Source organism: Sphingomonas sp. LH128, assembly GCF_000293195.2.
GTDB classification, from domain to species: domain Bacteria; phylum Pseudomonadota; class Alphaproteobacteria; order Sphingomonadales; family Sphingomonadaceae; genus Novosphingobium; species Novosphingobium resinovorum_A.
In genome coordinates, this window is record NZ_ALVC01000128.1 from 1 (window position 1) to 20,651 (window position 20,651).

20 protein-coding genes are annotated in these 20,651 nt (G+C 66.5%); 9 read left to right on the plus strand and 11 right to left on the minus strand.

Going from position 1 to position 20,651, the window contains the following annotated elements:
- Positions 1–1,569, plus strand: a 1,569-nt coding sequence (locus LH128_RS11015; protein ID WP_008829702.1) for a DNA polymerase, incomplete at its 5' end; no start/stop codon positions are given.
- A gap of 176 nt (positions 1,570–1,745) precedes the next feature.
- The gene (locus LH128_RS11020; RefSeq protein ID WP_008829703.1) at positions 1,746–2,870 is read left to right on the plus strand and encodes a mechanosensitive ion channel family protein; all 1,125 of its coding nucleotides are present in this window, start codon (positions 1,746–1,748) and stop codon (positions 2,868–2,870) included.
- A 120-nt stretch (positions 2,871–2,990) separates the two neighbouring features.
- Here LH128_RS11020 and LH128_RS33330 read toward each other — a convergent pair whose 3' ends face one another.
- The 3 genes from LH128_RS33330 to LH128_RS11030 all read right to left on the minus strand — a co-directional run bounded on the left by LH128_RS33330 (position 2,991) and on the right by LH128_RS11030 (position 4,101).
- On the minus strand, positions 2,991–3,218 hold the full coding sequence (locus LH128_RS33330) for a hypothetical protein (protein WP_008829704.1): 228 nt from the start codon (positions 3,216–3,218) through the stop codon (positions 2,991–2,993).
- A 254-nt stretch (positions 3,219–3,472) separates the two neighbouring features.
- Entirely contained in the window at positions 3,473–3,754 is a 282-nt protein-coding gene (locus tag LH128_RS33335; RefSeq protein WP_172705021.1) for a hypothetical protein, read from the minus strand.
- A gap of 68 nt (positions 3,755–3,822) precedes the next feature.
- Positions 3,823–4,101, minus strand: a complete 279-nt coding sequence (locus tag LH128_RS11030; protein WP_008829705.1) for a DUF3892 domain-containing protein — start codon at positions 4,099–4,101, stop codon at positions 3,823–3,825.
- A gap of 385 nt (positions 4,102–4,486) precedes the next feature.
- Between LH128_RS11030 and LH128_RS11035 the strand changes: the two genes are divergently transcribed.
- Positions 4,487–4,918 (plus strand): hypothetical protein, encoded by a 432-nt coding sequence (locus LH128_RS11035; protein ID WP_008829706.1) that lies wholly within the window; start codon positions 4,487–4,489, stop codon positions 4,916–4,918.
- 330 nt (positions 4,919–5,248) lie between these two features.
- Here the strand turns inward: LH128_RS11035 and LH128_RS11045 are convergent, their stop codons facing one another.
- From LH128_RS11045 to LH128_RS11065, 5 genes are all read right to left on the minus strand, one after another.
- A complete protein-coding gene (locus LH128_RS11045; protein WP_008829708.1) occupies positions 5,249–7,558 on the minus strand; it encodes a CDC48 family AAA ATPase in 2,310 nt (769 codons plus the stop codon).
- A gap of 553 nt (positions 7,559–8,111) precedes the next feature.
- Entirely contained in the window at positions 8,112–8,885 is a 774-nt protein-coding gene (locus LH128_RS11050; protein WP_008829709.1) for a universal stress protein, read from the minus strand.
- Positions 8,886–9,058: 173 nt separating this feature from the next.
- Positions 9,059–9,826, minus strand: coding sequence for a nucleotidyltransferase family protein (locus LH128_RS11055; protein WP_008829710.1), 768 nt, complete (start codon positions 9,824–9,826; stop codon positions 9,059–9,061).
- Positions 9,823–10,728, minus strand: coding sequence for a hypothetical protein (locus LH128_RS11060; protein ID WP_008829711.1), 906 nt, complete (start codon positions 10,726–10,728; stop codon positions 9,823–9,825). The genes LH128_RS11055 and LH128_RS11060 overlap by 4 nt, the downstream gene beginning before the upstream one ends.
- A gap of 66 nt (positions 10,729–10,794) precedes the next feature.
- Positions 10,795–11,838: a diacylglycerol kinase family protein gene (locus LH128_RS11065; protein WP_008829712.1), complete on the minus strand. Its 1,044-nt coding sequence runs from the start codon at positions 11,836–11,838 to the stop codon at positions 10,795–10,797.
- Between the two features lie 162 nt (positions 11,839–12,000).
- Between LH128_RS11065 and LH128_RS11070 the strand changes: the two genes are divergently transcribed.
- Positions 12,001–13,134 carry a CDP-alcohol phosphatidyltransferase family protein gene (locus tag LH128_RS11070; RefSeq protein ID WP_008829713.1) on the plus strand — a complete coding sequence of 378 codons (1,134 nt, stop codon included), beginning with the start codon at positions 12,001–12,003 and terminating at the stop codon, positions 13,132–13,134.
- A 5-nt stretch (positions 13,135–13,139) separates the two neighbouring features.
- On the plus strand, positions 13,140–13,571 hold the full coding sequence (locus LH128_RS11075; RefSeq protein ID WP_008829714.1) for an HIT family protein: 432 nt from the start codon (positions 13,140–13,142) through the stop codon (positions 13,569–13,571).
- A 133-nt stretch (positions 13,572–13,704) separates the two neighbouring features.
- Here the strand turns inward: LH128_RS11075 and LH128_RS11080 are convergent, their stop codons facing one another.
- On the minus strand, positions 13,705–14,460 hold the full coding sequence (locus tag LH128_RS11080; protein WP_008829715.1) for a phosphocholine cytidylyltransferase family protein: 756 nt from the start codon (positions 14,458–14,460) through the stop codon (positions 13,705–13,707).
- Between the two features lie 149 nt (positions 14,461–14,609).
- Between LH128_RS11080 and LH128_RS11085 the strand changes: the two genes are divergently transcribed.
- Both LH128_RS11085 and LH128_RS11090 read left to right on the plus strand, forming a co-directional pair.
- On the plus strand, positions 14,610–15,977 hold the full coding sequence (locus LH128_RS11085; protein ID WP_008829716.1) for a lipopolysaccharide biosynthesis protein: 1,368 nt from the start codon (positions 14,610–14,612) through the stop codon (positions 15,975–15,977).
- A gap of 33 nt (positions 15,978–16,010) precedes the next feature.
- A complete protein-coding gene (locus tag LH128_RS11090; protein ID WP_008829717.1) occupies positions 16,011–17,231 on the plus strand; it encodes a M20 metallopeptidase family protein in 1,221 nt (406 codons plus the stop codon).
- 151 nt (positions 17,232–17,382) lie between these two features.
- On the opposite strand, the gene LH128_RS11095 is transcribed toward LH128_RS11090, so the two are convergent.
- On the minus strand, positions 17,383–17,673 hold the full coding sequence (locus tag LH128_RS11095) for a GNAT family N-acetyltransferase (protein WP_008829718.1): 291 nt from the start codon (positions 17,671–17,673) through the stop codon (positions 17,383–17,385).
- Positions 17,674–17,734: 61 nt separating this feature from the next.
- Here LH128_RS11095 and LH128_RS11100 point away from each other — a divergent pair, with 61 nt between their 5' ends.
- Together LH128_RS11100 and LH128_RS11105 are read left to right on the plus strand one after the other, a co-directional pair.
- Positions 17,735–18,730, plus strand: a complete 996-nt coding sequence (locus tag LH128_RS11100; protein WP_037519058.1) for a threonine aldolase family protein — start codon at positions 17,735–17,737, stop codon at positions 18,728–18,730.
- Positions 18,727–19,635, plus strand: a complete 909-nt coding sequence (locus tag LH128_RS11105; RefSeq protein WP_008829720.1) for a DMT family transporter — start codon at positions 18,727–18,729, stop codon at positions 19,633–19,635. The genes LH128_RS11100 and LH128_RS11105 overlap by 4 nt, the downstream gene beginning before the upstream one ends.
- Here the strand turns inward: LH128_RS11105 and LH128_RS11110 are convergent.
- Positions 19,600–20,403 (minus strand): epimerase, encoded by an 804-nt coding sequence (locus LH128_RS11110; RefSeq protein ID WP_008829721.1) that lies wholly within the window; start codon positions 20,401–20,403, stop codon positions 19,600–19,602. The genes LH128_RS11105 and LH128_RS11110 overlap by 36 nt on opposite strands.
- Positions 20,404–20,651: the final 248 nt, after the last annotated feature.

Here is a 20,651-nt window from a genome sequence, read left to right on the forward strand (position 1 = left end):
GCGGTGCTCAAGGTCGGCCAGAACATCAAGTACGACCTCAACGTGCTGGCCCGCCACGGAATCGCGGTGGCGCCGATCGACGACACGATGATCGTCAGCTTCTGCCTCGACGCCGGCCGCCAGATCGAGGGTATCGGCGGCGGGCACGGCATGGACGAGCTTTCGCAGCGCCACCTTGGCCATACCACGCTGACGTTCAAGGAAATCTGCGGCACCGGCAAGAAGGCGATCCCTTTCGGCGAAGTCCCGCTCGACCGCGCGACCCAGTACGCCGCCGAGGACGCCGACGTCACCTGGCGCCTGCACTCTGCGCTCAAGCCGCGCCTTTCCTTTGAGGGCGGCACCCGCATCTACGAGCGCGTCGATCGCCCGCTGATCCCGGTCGTAGCGCAGATGGAGCGCCACGGGGTCAAGGTCGACCGCGAGAAATTGTTCGGCCTTTCCAGCCAGTTCGCCGAGGCCATCGGCGCGCTGGAGAAGGAGATCTTCGAGAAGGTCGGCCAGGAATTCACTATCGGCAGCCCCAAGCAGCTCGGCGACATCCTGTTCGACAAGCTCGGCTACAAGGGCGGCAAGAAGGGCAAGAGCGGCCAGTATTCCACCGACCAGTCGGTGCTTGAAAAGCTGGCCGCCGAGGGCGAAGTGGTCGCCACCAAGGTGCTGGAATGGCGCCAGCTTTCCAAGCTGCGCTCGACGTACACCGAGGCCCTGCAGGCCGCGATCAACCCGGAGACGGGCCGCGTCCACACCAGCTACAGCCTCGTCGGCGCGCAGACCGGGCGTCTGTCCTCGACCGATCCGAACCTGCAGAACATCCCGATCCGCACCGAGATCGGCCGCCAGATCCGCCACTGCTTCGTCGCCGAGCCGGGCAACGTCCTGCTCGCCGCCGACTATTCGCAGATCGAACTGCGCCTCGCCGCGCACATGGCCGACGTGCCCAGCCTCAAGGAAGCGTTCGCGGCGGGCGAGGACATTCACTCGCGCACGGCGATGGAGATGTTCGGCACGGTCGATCGCGACACGCGCGGCCGGGCCAAGACGATCAACTTCGCGATCCTCTACGGTATCTCGCGCTGGGGCCTCGCGGGCCGTCTGGGCACGTCCTCGGACGAGGCGCAGGCAATGATCGACCGCTATTTCGAGCGCTTCCCGGGCATCCAGCGCTACATCCACGAGACGCTGGAGAGCGTACGCGCCAAGGGCTATTCCGAGACGCTGTTCGGCCGCAAGACGTGGTTCCCGCGCGTCAATTCCAAGAACCAGGCCGAGCGCCAGGGCTCCGAGCGCGCGGCGATCAATGCGCCGATCCAGGGCACCAGCGCGGACATCATCAAGCGGGCGATGGCGCGCATGACCCCGGCGCTGGTCGAGGCGGGCCTGCCGAACGTTCGCATGCTGCTGCAGGTGCACGACGAACTCGTCTTCGAACTGCCCGAGGGTGACGTCGCGGCAGCCTCGCCGGTGATCGAGCGGGTGATGGCCGAGGCGGCGCTGCCTGCGGTGACCCTCGACGTGCCGCTGGGGATCGAGATCGGCCACGGCGAGAGTTGGGGCGCGGCGCACTGAAGGTTCTGCCCACCCCGTCCGGCTAAGGCCTTCGGGCCAAGCCTTCCGGCCCTCCCGCAAGCGAGAGGGCTGCTTCCGATCCTCTCCCCTCCCGATTGCGGGAGGGGCTGGGGGTGGGCCGGGCAAAAACCACGACTACCCGCGAAACTGCTGCACTGCAGCATCGTTTGCTCCCCATGATCGACTTTATCGAGAGCCACATCGCGGGCCTTCCGAGCTGGGCCGAGAGGCCGGTGGTCGCCATCGTCGCCGCGCTGATCGGGGTGGTGCTGGCGCTGGCGATCCACACGATACTCTTCCGCGTCCTCGTCCGGGTGGCGCGGGGAAGCACCAGCGATGCCGACAACCTCGTCGTCAACCGCCTCGAACGCCCGACCCGCTGGGCCTTTCTCTCGATCGGCATGGTCATGGCCGCGCGCGAGGCTCCGGCACTCGATGCCGTATGGGACCGGCTGGCCCCGTTCGTCATGCCGCTGCTCACCGGCTGGGTGGCCATCGCGATCTTCCGCGCCTTCATCGAGGCGATGATCCTGCGCGCCGACATCACCGTCGAGAACAACCGCAACGCCCGCCGCCGCCGCACCCGCCTCGGCATCATGAGCCGCCTCGGCACCTTCCTGATCGTGTTCCTGACGATCTCGGGCATGCTGGCCTCGATCCCCGGGGTGAAGGAGATCGGCGTTACCCTGATGGCGTCGGCCGGCCTTGCCGCGCTGGCCGTCGGCGCCGCCGCGCAGCCTGCGCTCAAGGCGCTGATCGCGGGCATCCAGATGGCGATGACCGAGCCGATCTCGATCGACGACGTCATCATCCTCGACGGCGAATGGGGCCGCATCGAGGATATCCGCACCACTTACGTCGTCGTGCGCCTGTGGGACGACCGCCGCCTCGTCGTCCCCTCCAACCGCTTCCTCGAGGACACCTTCCAGAACTGGACCAAGACCACCTCGCAACTGCTGGGCACCGTGTTCCTATACCTTGATCACGGCACCGACATCGGCCCGATCCGCGAGGAATATACCCGCCAGATCAAGGCCCACCGCCTGTTCGACCAGCGTGCCCAGATCCTCCAGGTCACTGACTGCCGCGACCAGACCCTCGAAGTGCGCCTCCTCATGAGCGCCCGCGACGGACCGACCCTGTTCGACCTGCGCTGCGAAATCCGCGAGAGCATGATGGACTGGATTCGCCGCGAAATGCCGGAAGCGCTCGCCCGTCGCCGCCAGTTGCAGGTCGCGCCGATGGAGCTTGCGGCCGCCCCTTCGATGGTGGAGGCGATGGGGAAGGGAGCCTTGAATTAAGAGGAAGGTGCGAGGGCCATCGCCCTCGCGCTCCCGTTATTGTCGTCGTCGTGCCCTGCGCTCGGGGGTGTGCAAGGTGACGCAGGTTTACACGGTTTACACGGTCCAGAGGGAAAAGTGTCACCTTGGGGCCGTTTCGGGGCCGAAAGTGTCACCTTGCAGGGCAAATGTGTCACCTTGCGCGCCCGATGTGTCACCTTGTGGTGTAACCTTGTGTGTAAAGGTGTCACCTTGTGCGGCTTGACGCTCCTGCCGGAAGAGGGCGCCCCAGGCCAGCCCCTCGTCCCAGACCTCGGCGAACTGCGGGCCGAGCCGCGCGCGCAGGCGATAGGCCGACTGGCGAGACATCCCCACCTCCCGCGCCGCCGCCGCAACCCCTCCCGTCCGAGCCAGCGCCGCGACGAAGGCATGAACCCTGGCTCTGGTCCAACGATAGTCGGCGTTGCTCCGACGGGGCGATCTGGGTGCGCGAGGCTGGGTCATGCCGGGGAGGGTATGACGGGGTGGGGGATGTAGGAAAGTGGGGTGTGAAGCTTAAAAAACAGGGGAGCAGACCACCATTTTGTGATCTGCTCCCCTGCTTTTCTGTCTCTCTGGCGCGATTACCAAGATATGGACTTGTTTATCGAAGCCAGTACCGTGTGCATGTTAATGCTGTTGAGAAAATTACGCCACGGAGGAGGGCCAAGCCAGAACGTTCTATTGCCAGTATTCCAAAATACGGCAGCACGTCCTGCAAGCCCGGCAGCATGAGCGCGATCTTCAAGTTCTTGTAGAAGAGCTTCTCGCTGAGCGGGCGTATTGTTGCTGAAACTAGCGTCGAGCGGGAAAAGAAGCATATTTTGCCCCTGCTCTTTAATATGAGCGAGTTTAAACTTTGGCATTTCTCACCTCCTCATGAAATGGTCGGAGTGCATTTCCGCGCTCCGACCCGAGACTCATGTGGTTGCAGTTATGGACACTCCGGGAGACTCAGAAGGTTGTCGGGAGTGTCGTAATCTGCCTCGGTCTTGAGGTACTTTCGGCCGTTACGGCTGGCGACGATCACCTTGACACGATGAGTGCGAACCATCGTGAAAAACTCCCATTCACGCCGTTCGATCATGCCGATTGCGTCGTCTTTGGTAATCTTCCACTGACGATCCGTGTAGCCGCCGACATGAGTGATCGCATTATATCGATCCTCGCGAGGATCCTTGTTGATGCACTTGATTTGCGCCTGCTGAGGCATTTTCTAATTCCTTCAAAACTGGTCGCTATGAGCGACAGCTTCCATTGCCGTAATCCCCGTTATCCACAGGCATCACGGTCACGAGAAAGTTGATTCAGTTGAAGGAACGTGCGAATCTCGTTTTGCAAAAGGAGAGATCTGGCACGTTCCAACGTCTGGATTTTCACCGGAAGGGCTGGGCCTATGGCTCGGCCCTTCTGCGTTTCTGGGCCTTGCCCAGTTTCGATGGTTAATTCGTCGTTCTCCTTATTATGTGAATCGACTTAATCAGGCCATCTTTCATAACACACCGACCGTCAATTTCCAGCAGGTTGCGAGTGCCCAAGGGCCTCGCTAGGTGGTATGAGTTCCCGAGTCCGGGGATAAGAGTGGGGATTTTACCGTTATGCCAACCAGTTCGGCAGATGATCTGTTCGATAAGGCATTGAAAAGACGAGAAGAGTTGCAGCTTGAGATTGAGGCACTCGATAAATTGATTGAGACTTATCGAATGCTGATGAACCGGCGACAAGTTGTGGATGATTCTGCTGCCGATGAGCCGCGGCTGTTTAAATTGCCGTCGAAGAGGGCCGCGCACGCTGAAAAAATTGCCGAGATGATAGACGCGGCAAGGCGAATCATTATTGCGAAAAATCAGCCAATGAAGCGGGGAGAGTTGAGAGAGGAGGTGGAAGCTGCGGGATATAAGGTTACCGGAAACGACAAGAATAAAGTCTTTGGGACTAACCTGTGGCGTTCTGGGAAATTTCGCATGATTGAGGGCAAAGGGTACTGGCCCATTGATGCTGCGCTTCCTTCAGAGTCCCGTGGGCGATAATTTGAGGCCCTTAGTGAGTCACTGTGCATTGAGACTCCATGCCCAGAGGAAGAGATCAAAACGCCCCCAATTCCCGGGAGCGCGAGGGCGATGGCCCTCGCATTTTCTCTTCTCTCTTCTTCCCTGCCTGAAACGACAAAAGCCCGGCCGCAACGGACCGGGCTTTTGCTTTGGCAGAAGGTTCGTATCGCGAGCGTGGGTCAAGCCGCTCTGGATTGCTTCGCTACGCTCGCAATGACGAGGGTGGGGGAAACCGCGACGAGGGTGGGGGCGAGGAACAGCGGCGAGGTGGGGTGGTGACGCTGGAAATCCCGCGCCCCACCCGAACCCTCAGTGCTTCCGTTCGCGGGTGCTTTCCACCATGCCCGGGGCGATGAAGCCGATCGGCGTCACTTCCATGGCGCGCTTTTTCAGTTCGCCTTTCATGCGCTGGTATTCGTCTTCCATGGCTTCGGTCACGGTGGCGCGGCTGTCTTCGAGGGCTTCCTCGAAGTCCTGCATCGTCACTTCTTCCACGCTCGCGCCGCGTTTGCGGATGGCGATGAGGCCGGCGCGGCGCACGACGTCTTCCAGGTCCGCGCCGGTGAAGCGTTCGGTGCGGTCGGCGATCTCGCCCAGGCGCACGTCGTCGGCCAGCGGCATCTTGCCGGTGTGGATGCCGAGGATGTGTTCGCGGCCCGGTGCGTCGGGGGTGCCGACGTAGACCAGTTCGTCGAAGCGGCCGGGGCGCAGGAGGGCGGGGTCGACCAGTGCCGGGCGGTTGGTGGCGCCGACGAGGACGACCGACTGCAGTTCCTCCATCCCGTCCATCTCGGCGAGGATGGTGTTGACCACCCGGGCGGTGACTTGCGGTTCGCTGCCGCCACCGCCCATGCCGCGGGCGGGGACGAGGCTGTCGATCTCGTCGATGAAGATCACGCAGGGGGCCACCTGACGGGCGCGGGCGAACAGCTTGGCGATCTGCTGTTCGCTTTCGCCGTACCACTTGCTGAGCAGGTCGGACGACTTGATCGAGATGAAGTTCGCCTCGGCCTCTTTCGCCACCGCCTTGGCCAGCAGGGTCTTGCCGGTGCCGGGCGGGCCGTAGAGGAGGAAGCCCTTGGCCGGGCGGATGCCCAGCTTGTGGAACGCCTCGGGGTTCTTCAGCGGCAGTTCGATGCCTTCCTTCAGCTTGATCTGCGCCTCGTCCAGGCCGCCGATGTCGGCCCAGCCGATGTTCGGCACCTGCACCATGACCTCGCGCATGGCGGAGGGCTGGACGCGCTTGAGGGCGGCGAGGAAGTCCTCGCGGTAGACCTGCAGGTTGTCGAGCACTTCGGCGGGGATGGTGCGCGCCTCGAGGTCGAGCTTGGGCATGATGCGGCGCACCGCCTCGATCGCGGCCTCGCGGGCGAGGGCGGCAAGGTCGGCGCCGACGAAGCCGTGGGTGGTGCGGGCCAGCTCGTTCAGGTCCACGCGCTCGCTCAGCGGCATGCCACGCGTGTGGATGCCGAGGATCTCGCGGCGGCCCTTCTCGTCGGGCACGCCGATGACGATCTCGCGGTCGAAGCGGCCGGGGCGGCGCAGGGCCTCGTCGATGGCGTCGGGGCGGTTGGTGGCGGCGATGACGACCACGTGGGCGCGGCTGTTGAGGCCGTCCATCAGCGTGAGCAGCTGGGCGACGAGGCGCTTTTCCGCTTCGCCGTGGACCTGGTCGCGCTTGGGGGCGATCGAGTCGATCTCGTCGATGAAGACGATCGCGGGGGCGGACTTGGTCGCCTCCTCGAAGATCTCGCGCAGGTGCTTCTCGCTCTCGCCATAGCCGGAGCCCATGATCTCGGGGCCGTTGATCGAGAAGAAGCTAGCCTCGCTCTCGTTGGCGACGGCCTGTGCCAGGCGCGTCTTGCCGGTCCCCGGCGGGCCGTGGAGCAGGACGCCCTTGGGCGGGGCGACGCCGAGGCGGGTGAACAGTTCGGGGTAGCGCAGCGGCAGTTCGACCATTTCGCGCAGCTGGCGGATGGTGTCGCTCATGCCGCCGACGTCGTCGTAGTTGACGTCGCCGCGCGCGTCGTGGGCTTCCTCGAAGACCTCGCGCAGTTCGACTTCGGTGTTCTCGTCGATGTGGACGATGCCGCGCGGGGTGGTGGAGACGACGTTGAGGCGGATCTGTGTCAGCGCATAGGCGGGCGCGTTGAACATGCGGCGCAGCTGGGGCGGGATGTCCGCGACCTGCTGCTGGCCGGTGGTGGCGACGAGGTCTCCCTGCACCATCGGGCGCTGGAAGAAGTTGCGCTTGAGCGCGGCGGACGGACCCTGCAGGCGCATGTCCTTCTGCGCCGGCGCGAAGACGACGCGCTGGGCGGGGCGCGATTCGGCCTTGCGGATGGTGACGTGGTCGCCGGAGCCGACTTCGGCATTGCCGCGCTGGAGGCCGTCGAGGCGGATGACGCTGAGGCCCTCGTCCTCGTCGTAGGCGAGTACGGCGCGGGCCACGGTCACGGCCTTGCCGGTGATTTCGAGCACGTCGCCTTCCATGGCGCCGATCTCGCCCAATGCGGCGCGAGACAGGCGGGCGATGCCCTGGCCGCTCTCTTCCTGACGAGCGGCGGCGACCTGCAGCTTTATGGTGCGGTCTTCGGTCTTGGTTTCGGTATCCGCCATGTGCGGGGTGTTCCTTCCTCGATCCCGATCCCGGTCATCTGCTGATCGACCGGTCGGTGGAGGATAGCTGGGTATCGCCACCGGGGAATGCAATTCGAACCCGTACGATGCGCGCGTGTTCCCTTTCCGAGTGGCGGAATTCGCGCATTACCCGGACAAGAAAAAAGGCCCGGTCGTTTCCGACCAGGCCGTAGAAGTTTTGGGAGAGGATGCCTGAAAGGCACTATCTGTATGCCGCCGAATCGGCTTTTGTGCAAGTGCGAAAAGGATAGGTCGTGTTGCGAAAATGTGAACCAAGGTTGCGTAATGCTGCACGAGAGGCGCTTTTCTGAACGAAATGTCAGGGTTTCCGCCATGTATGATAATGAACCGACCTTCAGATTCATCTTTACGCTTAGGTGAGCGCGCAACGCTGGGGCGATGGGCTGCAATCCTTTGCCTGCTGCAACGCGTCAAGTGCTTGCCAAGGTCAGCATGTCACTCGGAATCGCCATAAAACTGCGGCGCCGCACCCTTTCGGGGCGGCGCCGTACGGTATTATGTCGGACGCTGATCAGTGCGCGAGGAGCAGGGCGGGCGCGGTTTCCTCCTTGAGGAAGAACTCGGTCACGCCGCCGAACAGGAACTCGCGCACGCGATTCTTGCCGTAGGCGCCCATGACGAGGAGGTCCGCCCCTTGCGCAGCGGCGGCCAGCGTCTCCTGAGTCGAGTGGACGCGCTCATGCTCCTCCAGTTCGGCGTTGACGCCGTGGCGCGAGAGGTAGCGCAGGGCATCGGTGGCGGGGAAGCCGCCTTCCTTCTCGACCACGCAGATCAGCTTCACGCTGGAGCACTGCGCCAGCAGCGGCGCGGCGGCGCGCAGGGCAGCGGCGGCCTGTTCCCCGCCGTCCCAGCCGATGCAGGCAGTCCCGACCGGCACCTTGAGCGGGGTTTCCGCCAGCGCGAGCACCGGCGCGCGGGCACGCAGGGCAAGGTCTCCGGCAAGCCCACCCGAGCGCGAGACGACGATGAGGTCGGCGAGGCGCGCGGCATAGGCGAAGGCGGTGACGGGGTCGTCCTCGCAGCGGATCACCTCGAAGGGCACGCCCGTTCCCGCAAGGTGGGTCTCGGCGGCGGCGGCGACTTCGTCGTCGGCCTCCAGCGCCTTGTCGAGCGCTTCGGAGATCACGTAGCTGCCGCCCATCGGGTCCATCGCGATGTAGCGCGAGACGGGGGTGTCGACGAGCACGGTAACGTGGCCGTTCTCGCGTCGGGCGATGTCCACGGCGGTCTGGAGGCGGGCATCGCTGCCCGGCTTGCGGTCGGCGTTGACGAGTATCGAGCGCATGGTCGTTCTCCCTCTTAGGCATCCTCAGGCTAACCCGTGGCGGTGGGATTTCCATGACCGGGATCAAACATGGGGCGTAAGGGAAACGAATGGCCGCGCATCGAGTTGCGGGTCGGTGCTTCGGGCAATGGTTTGAAACGCTGTGCGCGCCTTTCAGCGCTGCGCCCGCCCCGTCAGTGCTTTAAATTGCTGCTTGCCCGCGCAGACAGGATCGCCCGCGCATCTGCGAGGTCCGAAGGTTTGTCCACGTCCACCGCCGCGAGCCCGTCGCGTGCGGCGACGAGGCTGGCGGTGACGCCGATCCTGCGGCCCAGCCGTCCGATCGCGTCGCTCAAGGTCAGGCGGCCGAGCGCATAGCCGAGGAGCATGCCGATCCCCAGCCGGGCGGCGATGCGCCAGGGGCGCTTGCGGTCGGCCTCGACCATCTTCCAGGTGTCGATCGCAAGGCCCGCGCGAGGGCTCGCCAGCAGGAACAGGTTGCAGCCCGACCAGTGGCCGTCGGCGAAGCGCAGATATGTCCGGCGGCTGCCGGGCATCGCCGACTCGATCGCCTCGCGCCGGGCGAGGAGGATGGCGACGTCGCTGCCTTCCGGCGTGTCGGCGAGGAAATCGCGGACCCACTCGGGCTTCAGCAGCGCATGGTCGCTGGTGGTGATCAGCAATGGCGCGCCGAGCGTGTCCAGCCCGATGGCAACGCTGGCGCTGGGACCGGTGCCTGTGGCGAGCACCTCGCAGCCGAGTTCCGCGGCGAGATCGCGCACGTGCGGATCGCTGGCGGAGACGGCGATCCGTGCGATCCCGGCCTCGCGCAGTGCGACGACGACGTGGGCGAGCATTGGCTTGCCCGCTATCTCGACCAGCGACTTGTGCGCGACGCCTTCGGCCTCGGCGACGGGGTCGGGCGCGCCGGGGCGCGATCCGGCGAGGATCAGGGCGTTCATGCGGTCTTCTCCCGCTTGCCGCGCCAGACCTGCCAGAGCACGCCGGGGGCGGCGAGGATCGGGTGCCGCTCGCGCCAAGGGGTGATCTTCACGGGGACGCCAGTGTGGCGCTCGATCTTCCAGGCGGCGTAGCGGGCCGCGCCTTCGAAGGTGGTCGATGCCTTGAGCAGGCGCAAAACATTGTAGGGCTTGCCCAGCCGCCGGCGCCGCGCCCACCACGACAGGATGCGCGCCCGTTCGTTGGCGGGGAGGGTGGGGCGCAGGCGGCCGCCCTCCTGCGTGACGGCGATTCCGGCGGCGCCGAGCGCCAGCGGTAGCAGTCCGTCGAAATGGGCACGGTTGGCGGCGAGGATCGAATCCTCGCGGCCCGCCTTCTCGACGCGGAATTCGGCGGCGTAAGTCGCGCGAAACAAGGCGCGCCAATAGTCCTCGGGTGTGCCGGTCTCCGGCCCCAGTGCCACGGCGAGGCTGGCGGCTGTGCGGGCGGCCCCCGCGACGGCCTGCGCGATTTCGGCTCCGGCCGTCTCGTCGCGCTGCCAGGCGAGAGCGCTCGGCTGGACGAAGCGTGCCCAGATGGTGGTGTCGACGCGTTCTCCGGCGGCGGCGGCGCGGAAGGTCTCCAGCGCCATCGTCGCGACCTTGGCGCGCAACGGAACACCGTCGTGAGTCCATTCGTGATAGCTCACGCGCGGCCAGATCCGCTCGACCTGAGCGCCCGGCAGCAGCACGTAGAAGTCCAGCACGCCCTCCAGCGATCCGGTGCGCAGGTTCGATCCGTAGAACAGCACGCCCAGCGCATCCGCCGCCTGGGCCAGTTTCCCGGCGAAGGCGCGCACTTCGGGCACGACCTCGCGCGTCAGGGCGGAGGCGATGCGGTCATCGAGAGGGGAATGCGCGATCATTGCCGCGTCAATCGGACAGGCCAGCCGCAATTACAAGGCGCCAGTTGGAAACCCGGCGGTCCGGCGTCAGGGGACGACGAAATTGATCTGCGGCCCTTCCTCGAGCACGTAGCGACCGGCCGGGAAAGCCTCTCCGTCGAGGATGAAGGTGCCGCCGATGTCCATGTCGACCTCGCTTGCGCTCACGCGGTGAGCACCCTTGCGGGCGAACAGCTTGAGGTTGAAGCCGAACATCATCGCGGGCAGCAGCGCCACCAGCCAGCGGATCGGCCAGTCCATCACCGCCAGCTTGAGTCCCGGTGCCGGATTGCGCCCGAAGGGCTTTGCGCCGAGCGGAAACCGCTCGAAAGTGGTGGCGATGGTCAGGTAGCGCTCGTCCGCACTGCCCTTGCCCATGTAAGGCAGGTGCTGGCCGGTGCGGCGATCGACGATACGGGTCGGCGTACAGGCGCGCCAGGCGTTGCCGGCCCCGCCGAACAGGGTCTGAAGCACGCCCCAGAGAATGGTGAGGCCGACCGCGAAGCTGTTGAACAGGCCGCGGCGGTGCGCCTCCTGCCCGGCCTCGGTCGCGAGAGAGAAAGCGCCGGTGCCCAGAATGAAGCCCTGCACGCAGCGCGCGGTGCCGTCCGCCGGGGAAATCCGCAGCGGGCTGCGCGAGATGGTCCGGCCGCGATGGGCGGAAGCCAGCGCTTCGGCCAGCGACCACTTGTTGGGCAGACCAAGATCGACCGCCAGCGCGTTCGTCTTGCCCTTGGGCAGTACGATGAATGTGGGCCAATCGTTCCCAAAGATGTCCGCGCCCGCCGAAAGCACGTCACGCACGGTGCCGTCGCCGCCGTCGACCACGAGATAGTCGATGCCGCGCCGGGCGAACTCAGCCAGCGTGTAATGCAGTTCCTCACGCGTGGAGGGGGTCTGCGTCAGGATGTTGGAGCAATCCGCCATCTCGGGCTTGATGCCCATGTTGCGGTGGCTGCGCGGGTTGCGGACGATGCCGACCAGGGGGACCGCACGGCCGCGGCGAGCCGGGCGAACCGTGCGCGCGCCGTCGCGGCGACCAAGCTCGCCGAAGATCGGCAGCGTCTCGAAGGTGTGAATACTTCCGTGCACGGCGTACCATGTAGTATCGCTAGCTCGGAAAATCACCCAGAAATATGCTCTGACACATTTGGGTTACAGTTTAATGGCGCTTGTTACCGTATCGACACGCTTGTGGCCGAACCAAGGCGCCTGAGATTGTCACCCGGTCCGCGAGGCACTACGTGGCGGTCCATGGTCCACAATACGCAAGTGCTGCCGGTCGTCACGATCGGTGAAAATCCCGTGAAGCTGTGGGGCCTGAGCCCTTCGGTGCGGGTCGGTCGGATCGCCCGCGCCGCCGGGCTCGAGCCCGTCGACGGCGTGCCCGAAGGCCCGGCGATACTTTCCAACGCAGCGTTTGCGTGGGACCCGGCGTGGTTCGGAAACATCACCGGACGGCAGGGCACGGTGCTGACTTTGGGCGGTGTTCCGGCACTTGCCCATGCTGCGGATGCACATCAGGCGGCGCGAGTCGCGGCTGCCATGGCGGCGGGCCTGCCGTTGGTCGACTCGACCGGGTTCGAGGTCGTCGCCTATGAAGACGGCCCGACCATCGAGAACAAGCAGCTTCGCAAGCGCGAGACGCCGTTCCTGATGGCGCTGACCCCCGCGACGCTGCGGCCGATCGAGCGCGCGAGCTACTTCGGCGCCTACAAGGGCGTGACCGACGTGCTGACCAAGTACCTCTGGCCGGAATGGGCGCTGGTGCTGACGCGGATCTGCGCGAAGCTGGGCGTGACGCCGAACATGGTCACGACCGTCGGCGCGGTGTTCTGCGTAATCGCCACCGTGCTCTTTGCTTACGGCCATTACTGGCTGGGCATGGCGCTGGGCCTCGTGTTCATGGTGCTCGACACCGTGGACGGCAAGCTGGCGCGCTGCACGATCACCTCCTCGGCCTGGGGCAACGTGTTCGACCACGGCATGGACCTTGTCCATCCGCCGTTCTGGTGGTGGTTCTGGGCGACGGGCCTCGCGTCCTGGGGGATGTCCTACGATACCGCGACGTTCTGGTGGGTCCAGGCGGCCATCCAGGGCGGCTATGTGGTCCAGCGCCTGATCGAAGGGGCGTTCATCCGGTTTGCCGGAATGCACATCCACGTGTGGCGGCCGTTCGACAGCAAGTTCCGCCTGATCACCGCGCGGCGCAACCCGAACATGGTGATCCTGTTCGCGGCGATGGTGTTCTCGCGCCCCGACCTCGGCCTGATCGCGGTAGCCTGGTGGACGGCCCTGTCGTGCCTGATCCACGCCGTGCGGCTGGTGCAGGCATGGATCGTGCGGGCGCGCGGTGGCACGATCACCTCCTGGCTGGCGGAAGGCTGAAGATCATGAACGCTACAATCGAGAAGTTCGGCTGGCCCGCCACGCTGGTGGCGGAGTTCGACCATTGGGTCGTGCTGGCCCGCCCGGCGCAGCCGACGCTCGGTTCGCTGGTGCTGGCGGCGAAGAGCGATGTCACCGCCTTCGGCGACCTACCGGCCGAGGCGCATGCCGAACTGAAGCGCGCGACTGGCGCCATCGAAGCGGCGCTGGGCAAGGCGGTCGGCTATGCCAAGCTCAACTACCTGATGCTGATGATGGTGGACCCGCACGTCCACTTCCACGTCATCCCCCGCTACGAAGGCGCACGCGAGTGGCAGGGGCGCGAGTTCGTCGACTGCGGCTGGCCCAAGGTGCCGGACCTTGGCCATGCGGTGGCGCTGGAGGGCGCGGACCTCGATGCGCTGGTGGCTTGGCTGAAGGGGTTTTTCGAGGGCTGATGCCCATCCCGTCCGGCTAGATCGCTTCGCTCTCAAGCCTTCCGGCCCTCCCGCAGGCGGGAGGGCGAAACGATGTGCTCTCATTCCCCTCCTGCGTGCGGTAGGGGGACAGGGGTGGGCCTCTCCCCCTACCTCACCACGTATCGGTAAGCGCGGTCGCGATCTCGATGTCGTTGAGGAAGTCCACCTCGGCCCAGTCCAGCCCCTCGATCGAAACAGTGCCGACCTTGCCGGTGGGCGCGATCGAATCGATCACCTTCAGATACCAGTGCTGGACGCCCTCGGGCGTGCGCATGGCCTGCCGCACGGTTTCGCGGAACAGGTCCGCGCCTTCGCCCCGGAATGCGAGGAAGCCGATCGATTCGGAATTGGACTGCGCCGCCGTCAGCGTCTTGCCGATGTGGATCAGGCGGCCTTCGGGGCTGCGTTCCACCTTCATGTCGTCGCTGTCGTAGCCGTCCGCCTTGACGTCCACCGTCACGGTGATCGGCCAGGGCTTGCCGTCGGGACCGGCCGCGCCCTGCTGGACCGTGCGCACGATCTCCTCCGACACCAGCGTGTCGCCGTTGAGGATCATAAAGTCACCGCGCATCGCCTCGCGCGCGATCCAGCACGAGCCAAGGTTGTCGGCCACCTTGAAGAAGGGATTGAATCGCACCGTGATTTCCACGCGCGGGTCGCGGATGGAATTGAGGTGCTCCTCCAGCATGTCGGTCATGAAGCCGGTGACCACGTCGATCCGCTTGACCCCGCCGCGCGCCAGCATCTCGATCTGCCACTCGATCAGCGAGCGGCCGGAGAAGTCGATCAGGCACTTGGGACGCTCGGCCGTGAGGGGGAGCAGGCGCGAGCCCTGGCCGGCGCTGAGGAGGATGGCGTGTTCGATCATGTGTCATTCAGTCTGCTTGGGGGAAGGGGGCATCTAGCGACTGCACTGCGAAAGGGAAAGCTCTGGCGGGGCGATCCGAGCCGGCCATACGTACAAGAAGAGCGAGCCCACCCTTGCAACTGACAGCCCCCTCGTCCAAATGCGAGCCAATGTCCGCCAAACGCTACCGCCAGGAGAGTGCATCTCCGCTAGGGCGGATACTCCAGAACACCGCCTGGCTGCTCGGCGGCAAGGGCTTCGGCGCGATTTGCGGGCTGGCGTACCTCGCCATCCAGACGCGCACCCTCGGCCTCAAGGATTTCGGCCACTTCTCTCTGATCTTCGGCACCGCGCAGGCGCTGACCTCGCTCGCAGGCTTCCAGACCTGGCGAGTCGTCGTGCGCTATGGGTCGGAGCACGTCCACGCAAAGGACTGGGAGAAGTTCGGCCGCCTCGGCATGCTGTGCGGGGTGATCGATGCGGTCGGCGCGATTCTCGGCTGCGGGCTGGCGGCGATCCTGATCTTCGGCTTCGCGCATCTGCTCGAACTCAACCCCAGCTTCATCCATATCGCGTTCTGGTACTGCGTCGGCTCGCTCTGGGCGCTGGTTTCGGCCCCGACCGGGATCGTGCGCGCGCTCAACCGGTTCGATATGGCCGTCTATGTCGAGGCGATCGTGCCGAGCGGGCGCCTCGTCGCCGCGCTGATCATCTGGTTCACCGGGCCGACCGTCGGCCGCTTCCTTGCGGCCTGGGCCGCAATCGATATTCTCGAGGCCATCCTCTACTGGACCATGGCCCGGCGCCTCAGCCCGCAGGCGGTGCGGATTTCCTACCTCTTCCAGCTGCGCCGCGCGATCCGGGAGAACCCGGGCGTCACCCAGTTCTTCTTCGTCACCTACATGGGCTCGGCCATCGATGCGGCCATGAAGAACGGCCCGCTGCTGGTCGTCGGCGGCTGGGTCGGCACCAAGGCGGCGGGCCTCTACCGCCTCGCCTCGCAGCTGTCGCAGGCGCTGAGCAAGCTCTCCACGTTGCTGACCCGCTCGGTCTATGCCGAAGTGGCCCGCGTCCGCGTCGCCTCCAAGGCCGAGGAATTCCGCAAGCTGGCGCTCCAGACCAGCCTGATCGCGGGCGGTGCGGGCCTTGCCGTGGTGGCAGTCGCGTACTTCCTCGGCGAACAACTGCTGGCGATGATCGGCGGCGATGCCTTCGAAAGCGGCGCCTCGATCCTCATCCCGCTGGCCGTGGCCGCCAGCTTCGACCTTGCCAGCGTGGCGTTCGAGCCGGTGCTGCACTCGACCGGCAAGGCGCGCCAGTCGCTCGTCGCGCGCCTGATCGCGCTGGCGGCGCTGGGCGTGGGCCTGTGGCAGTTCATCCCCATCGGCCCGAGCGGCGCGGCCTGGGCCGTGGCGCTGGCGGGGGCGACCTCCTACGTCGCCATGGGCGTGATGGCGTGGCATACGCTGCGTCAGGTCGATGCGGGCAAGATCATGGTGGGCCTGCCCGACGACGCCGAGATCGGGCCGGAGGAGTAACCCCGGCTCGACAGCGAAGCGTCCGCGCGTATCATGCGCAGCATGACCCTCGTTGCCGAAGCCGCCGCCCTTTCCGACAGCATCGTCGCCTTGCGCCGTGCGATCCACGCCGAGCCCGAAATCGGCCTCCACACCCCGAAGACGCGCGACAAGATCCGCGAGGCGCTGGCGCACCTGCCCCTTGAATGGGCGGAAGGGCCGTCCACAACCGGCCTCGTCGCGACGCTCAGGGGCGGCGCGGGAAAGGGCCGCTCGGTGCTGCTGCGCGGCGACATGGACGCGCTGCCGATGCCCGAGGAAACCGGGCTGGACTTCGCCTCCATCATACCCGGCGTCATGCACGCCTGCGGCCACGACACCCACGTCGCCATGCTTGCCGGGGCCGCGCAGCTGCTCTGCGCGCAGGCCGACCGGCTGGCGGGCGAGGTCCGCTTCATGTTCCAGCCCGGCGAGGAAGGTTACCACGGCGCGCGCTTCATGCTGGAGGACGGCCTGCTCGGCGGGGAGGGCTTCGACCGGCCGCTGCCTGACGCGGCCTTTGCGCTCCACGTCATGCCCAATGCGCCCCACGGCCTGATCGGCGGGCGCGCGGGCGCTCTGCTGGCGGCGGCGGACCAGCTCAGGATCACCGTGACTGGGCGCGGCGGCCATGCCTCGATGCCTCACGATACGATGGACCCGGTGCCGATCGCCTGCGAGATCGTCGGCGCCATCCAGACCATGGTGGCGCGCCGGTTCAGCGTGTTCGATCCCGTCGTCGTCACCATCTCGAAGATCGAAGCGGGCACCGCGCACAACGTGATCCCCGACACCGCGACCATGACCGGCACCATGCGCACGCTTTCCGCCGCCAACCGCGCGCGGCTGAAGGACGAACTGCCGCTGCTCGCCGCCGGGATCGCCGGCGCGCACGGGCTCAAGGCAGAGGTCGAGGTGATCGAGGGCTTCCCGGTGACCCTGTGCGACCCCAGCGCCGTCGATTTTGGCGAGGCCGTCGCCCGCGACCTGCTGGGCGAGGCGGCATTCCTGCGCCTCGCCGACCCGATCATGGGCGCGGAGGACTTCGCTTACGTGCTGGAGAAAGTGCCCGGCGCGATGTTTTTCCTCGGCGTCAGCCACGAGGACGCGGACTGGCGCCAGTGCTGCGGCATACATTCGACGCGGATGATGGTCGACGAAAGCGTGATGCCGCGCGGTGCGGCCTTCCTCGCCGGGCTGGCTACGCGGTTTCTGGCGGATGGGTGGGGAGGGTAAGCAACCTCCCCCTCGTTCGTCATTGCGAGCGTAGCGAAGCAATCCAGGGCGGCGCTGAATTGCCCTGGATTGCTTCGCTACGCTCGCAATGACGAACGAGGGGAGTGGGACTAATGACGAGGGGAGTGGGCCAGGGCCGACCCCAGCGCGCTCACGCCTTCACGTCCGCCCATTCCGGATGCCGCTTGAACGCCACCGCGACGTAGCTGCATGCCGGCTCGATCTTGAAGTGGTTCTCGCGCGCATCGGCGACCATCGCCTCGACCAGCCGCATCGCGACGCCGCGCCCGCCGATCGCCTCGGGGACCAGTGTGTGGTCGGCAGAACGCACCAGGCCGCGTTCGGTCCATGTCAGGCGGCCGATATGCTCGCTGTCCGCAACGTGGGCGTGGTACTCTCCGGCCGAGCCGAACTCGTGCTTGGTAATGGTGACGCCGACCATGGGGCGGTTCTCCTCGTTGCGCGCTTGACGGGGCGTGCGCGCGCTCACAGGGCATATGGCCATGCAGTTCACGTCCGACAATGCCGCCGCCGTCCATCCCGCCGTCTGGAAGGCGATGATGGCCGCCGATGCGCCCGACGCGCCCTATGACAACGACGCGCTGAGCCAGCGCCTCGACGCCACGTTCTCGGCGTTGTTCGGGCGCGAGTGCGCGGTGCTGTGGGTGGCGAGCGGGACCGCCGCCAACTGCCTTGCCCTCGCCGCCATGGTGCCACCGCACGGCGCCGTCGTCTGCCACCGCGAGGCGCATATCGAGATGGACGAGGCGGGCGCGCCGGGCTTCTTCCTTCACGGCGCCAAGCTGCTGCTGGCGGACGGGGCCAGCGCCAAGGTCACGCCGGAAACCCTCGCCGCCGTGATCGATCCGATCCGCGACGACGTCCATCAGGTCCAGCCCCATGCGATCTCGATCACGCAGGCGAGCGAGTACGGCTGCGTCTACCGTCCCGAGGAAGTCGCCGCGATCGCCTCTTTCGCGCAGGCGCGCGGCCTTGGCCTGCACATGGACGGCGCGCGCTTCGGCAATGCGACGGCGTATCTGGGCTGCTCTCCCGCCGAGGCCGCAGGCGCGGTCGATGCGCTGAGCTTCGGCTTCGTCAAGAACGGCGGCATGGGCGCGGAGGCCATCGTCTTCTTCGACGTCGAGGCCGCGCGCACGATCCGCTACCGCCGCAAGCGCGCCGGGCACCTGCAGTCCAAGGGCCGCTTCATGGCCGCGCAGATCCTCGCGATGCTGGAGGGCGACTTGTGGCTGGGCAACGCGCGCGCCGCCAATGCCGCCGCCGCCGAAATCGCCGCTGCCGCGCCGGGCCGCCTGCTCCATCCGGTAGAGGCCAACGAGATTTTCCTCACCTGCACCGCCGCCGAGCGCGAGGCGCTGCGTGCGCAAGGCTTCGCCTTCTACGACTGGGGCGCCGATGCCGCGCGGCTGGTGACGTCGTGGGATGCGAAGGACGCGCACGTCTCCGCTCTCGCCAGGGCATTGGCCGGGCTGTGACCGAGGCGCAGGAGCCCGCTTCCCGAGGCAAGGTGATCTTCGCCTTCCTCGTCGTCACGGCGATCTGGGGCTCGACCTGGCTGGTGATCAAGGATCAGGTCGGATCGGTGCCGCCGACATGGTCGATCACGTATCGTTTCGCGCTGGCGGGCGCGGGAATGCTGGCGCTCGCGCTGCTGCGGCGCGACAGCCTGCGCCTTTCGCGGCAGGGCATGGGGCTGGCGCTGCTGGTCGGGCTGAGCCAGTTCGTGTGCAACTTCCAGTTCGTCTACCAGGCCGAGATCCACCTGACCTCGGGGCTGGTCGCCGTCTGCTACGCGCTGCTGATGCTGCCCAATGCGGTGCTGGCGCGGATATTCCTCGGCCAGCGGGTGACGCCGGGCTTCATCGCGGGCTCGCTGGTGGCGATCGCGGGCATCGCGCTGCTGATGGTTCACGAATACCGCAGCGCTCCGCCCGAGGGCCGCGTCGCGCTCGGCGTGCTGATGACTTGCGCGGGCATCCTCAGCGCCTCCACCGCCAACATCCTGCAGGGCACGAGCCTTGGCCGCGCGCAGCCGATGGTGCCGATGCTGGCATGGGCGATGCTGCTGGGCGCCGCGATCGACGCCTGCTGGAGCCTCGCCACCGTCGGCGCGCCGGTGATGGAGACGCGCTGGGAATACCTCGCCGGGATCGCCTACCTGGCGATCGCCGGATCGGTGGTGACCTTCCCGCTCTACTTCATGCTGATCCGCGAACTCGGGCCTGGCCGCGCGGCCTACAACGGCGTCGCGGTGCCGGTGGTGGCGATGGGGCTCTCGACGCTGTTCGAAGGCTATCGCTGGACCGGCCTTGCGGTCGGCGGCGCGGTGCTGGCGCTGGCGGGGCTAGTGATCGCGCTGGCGGCGCGCAAGCGCGGCTAGGCCCTCGACATAAGTGGGGTAGCGCGGCCGCCAGCCAAACACGCGCTTGGCCCTACCGTTCGCGACGCGCCGATTCTCCGCGTAGAAGGCCCGCGCCATGGGTGACAGCTCAGCCTCCTCCAGCGATTGCAGCGGCGGTAGCGGCGTCCCGGTAAGGCGGCACGCTTCCTCCACCAGCAGGTTCTGCGCACAGGGCAGGTCGTCGGCGAGGTTGTAGGCGCCCGGTTGAGCGCTGATCCCGGTCAGCACCCCGGCCGCGATGTCCTCGACATGGACGCGGCTGAAGACCTGATCGGGCAGGTCGATCCGATGCGCGCGGCCCAGCGTCAGCCGTTCCAGTATCGAGCGGCCGGGGCCGTAGATCCCCGGAAGGCGATAGACCCGCGCGCCCAGCGCCAGCCATGCCGCATCGGCTTCGGCCCGCGCTGTGCGGCGGCCGGTGCCGACAGGCGCGCTCTCGTCCACCCACGCGCCGGCGGTATCGCCGTAGACGCCGGTGGAGGACAAGTACGACAGCGCCTTGCCCCTTAGCGCATTGCCATAGCGCTCGAGTACGAAGTCCAGCGGTTCGCCCCGCCCCTCACGTCCCGGCGGGACCGAGGAGAGCACGTGATCGGCATCCGCCAGAGCAAGGCGCACACTGCCTTCCTCGTCGAAGGCAAGGGTGCCCCCGCTGCCGGTCGAGACCACTTCCCACCCGTGCGCCTCGAACAACGAGGCGATGAAACCGGCGGTATAGCCGAGACCGAAGATGAACAGGCGGCGCATGGTCCATAGCTAGCGAAGGTAGCGCGCGATGCCCACCCCGCTGCGACTAACTCAGCCTGCGGCTTCGCAAGTCTCGCTTCCCTCCCGCTTGCGGGAGGGGTTGGGGGTGGGCGGATCGCCAATGACGAATCCCCCGCTGGCAATCGGCCGCCGAGCCTCTAAGTAACAGGCATGGACATCGCCAGCAGACCCTCCGAGCCCGCCGAGAATACTCAAGTGGCGGATGCCGCGCCGCCGCCCGCCGCGCC

What these genes read in the sequence shown, in the direction of transcription:
- LH128_RS11100 (WP_037519058.1), top strand. Translation starts at nt 17,735, where the DNA reads ATGCAGTTCACGTCCGACAATGCCGCCGCCGTCCATCCCGCCGTCTGG.
- LH128_RS11050 (WP_008829709.1), bottom strand. Translation starts at nt 8,885, where the DNA reads ATGCGCTCGATACTCGTCAACGCCGACCGCAAGCCGGGCAGCGATGCC.
- LH128_RS11090 (WP_008829717.1), top strand. Translation starts at nt 16,011, where the DNA reads ATGCGCAGCATGACCCTCGTTGCCGAAGCCGCCGCCCTTTCCGACAGC.
- LH128_RS33335 (WP_172705021.1), bottom strand. Translation starts at nt 3,754, where the DNA reads ATGCCAAAGTTTAAACTCGCTCATATTAAAGAGCAGGGGCAAAATATG.
- LH128_RS11095 (WP_008829718.1), bottom strand. Translation starts at nt 17,673, where the DNA reads ATGGTCGGCGTCACCATTACCAAGCACGAGTTCGGCTCGGCCGGAGAG.
- LH128_RS11110 (WP_008829721.1), bottom strand. Translation starts at nt 20,403, where the DNA reads ATGCGCCGCCTGTTCATCTTCGGTCTCGGCTATACCGCCGGTTTCATC.
- LH128_RS11055 (WP_008829710.1), bottom strand. Translation starts at nt 9,826, where the DNA reads ATGAACGCCCTGATCCTCGCCGGATCGCGCCCCGGCGCGCCCGACCCC.
- LH128_RS11045 (WP_008829708.1), bottom strand. Translation starts at nt 7,558, where the DNA reads ATGGCGGATACCGAAACCAAGACCGAAGACCGCACCATAAAGCTGCAG.
- LH128_RS11085 (WP_008829716.1), top strand. Translation starts at nt 14,610, where the DNA reads ATGTCCGCCAAACGCTACCGCCAGGAGAGTGCATCTCCGCTAGGGCGG.
- LH128_RS11030 (WP_008829705.1), bottom strand. Translation starts at nt 4,101, where the DNA reads ATGCCTCAGCAGGCGCAAATCAAGTGCATCAACAAGGATCCTCGCGAG.
- LH128_RS11060 (WP_008829711.1), bottom strand. Translation starts at nt 10,728, where the DNA reads ATGATCGCGCATTCCCCTCTCGATGACCGCATCGCCTCCGCCCTGACG.
- LH128_RS11070 (WP_008829713.1), top strand. Translation starts at nt 12,001, where the DNA reads ATGGTCCACAATACGCAAGTGCTGCCGGTCGTCACGATCGGTGAAAAT.
- LH128_RS11035 (WP_008829706.1), top strand. Translation starts at nt 4,487, where the DNA reads ATGCCAACCAGTTCGGCAGATGATCTGTTCGATAAGGCATTGAAAAGA.
- LH128_RS11020 (WP_008829703.1), top strand. Translation starts at nt 1,746, where the DNA reads ATGATCGACTTTATCGAGAGCCACATCGCGGGCCTTCCGAGCTGGGCC.
- LH128_RS11080 (WP_008829715.1), bottom strand. Translation starts at nt 14,460, where the DNA reads ATGATCGAACACGCCATCCTCCTCAGCGCCGGCCAGGGCTCGCGCCTG.
- LH128_RS11075 (WP_008829714.1), top strand. Translation starts at nt 13,140, where the DNA reads ATGAACGCTACAATCGAGAAGTTCGGCTGGCCCGCCACGCTGGTGGCG.
- LH128_RS33330 (WP_008829704.1), bottom strand. Translation starts at nt 3,218, where the DNA reads ATGTCTCGCCAGTCGGCCTATCGCCTGCGCGCGCGGCTCGGCCCGCAG.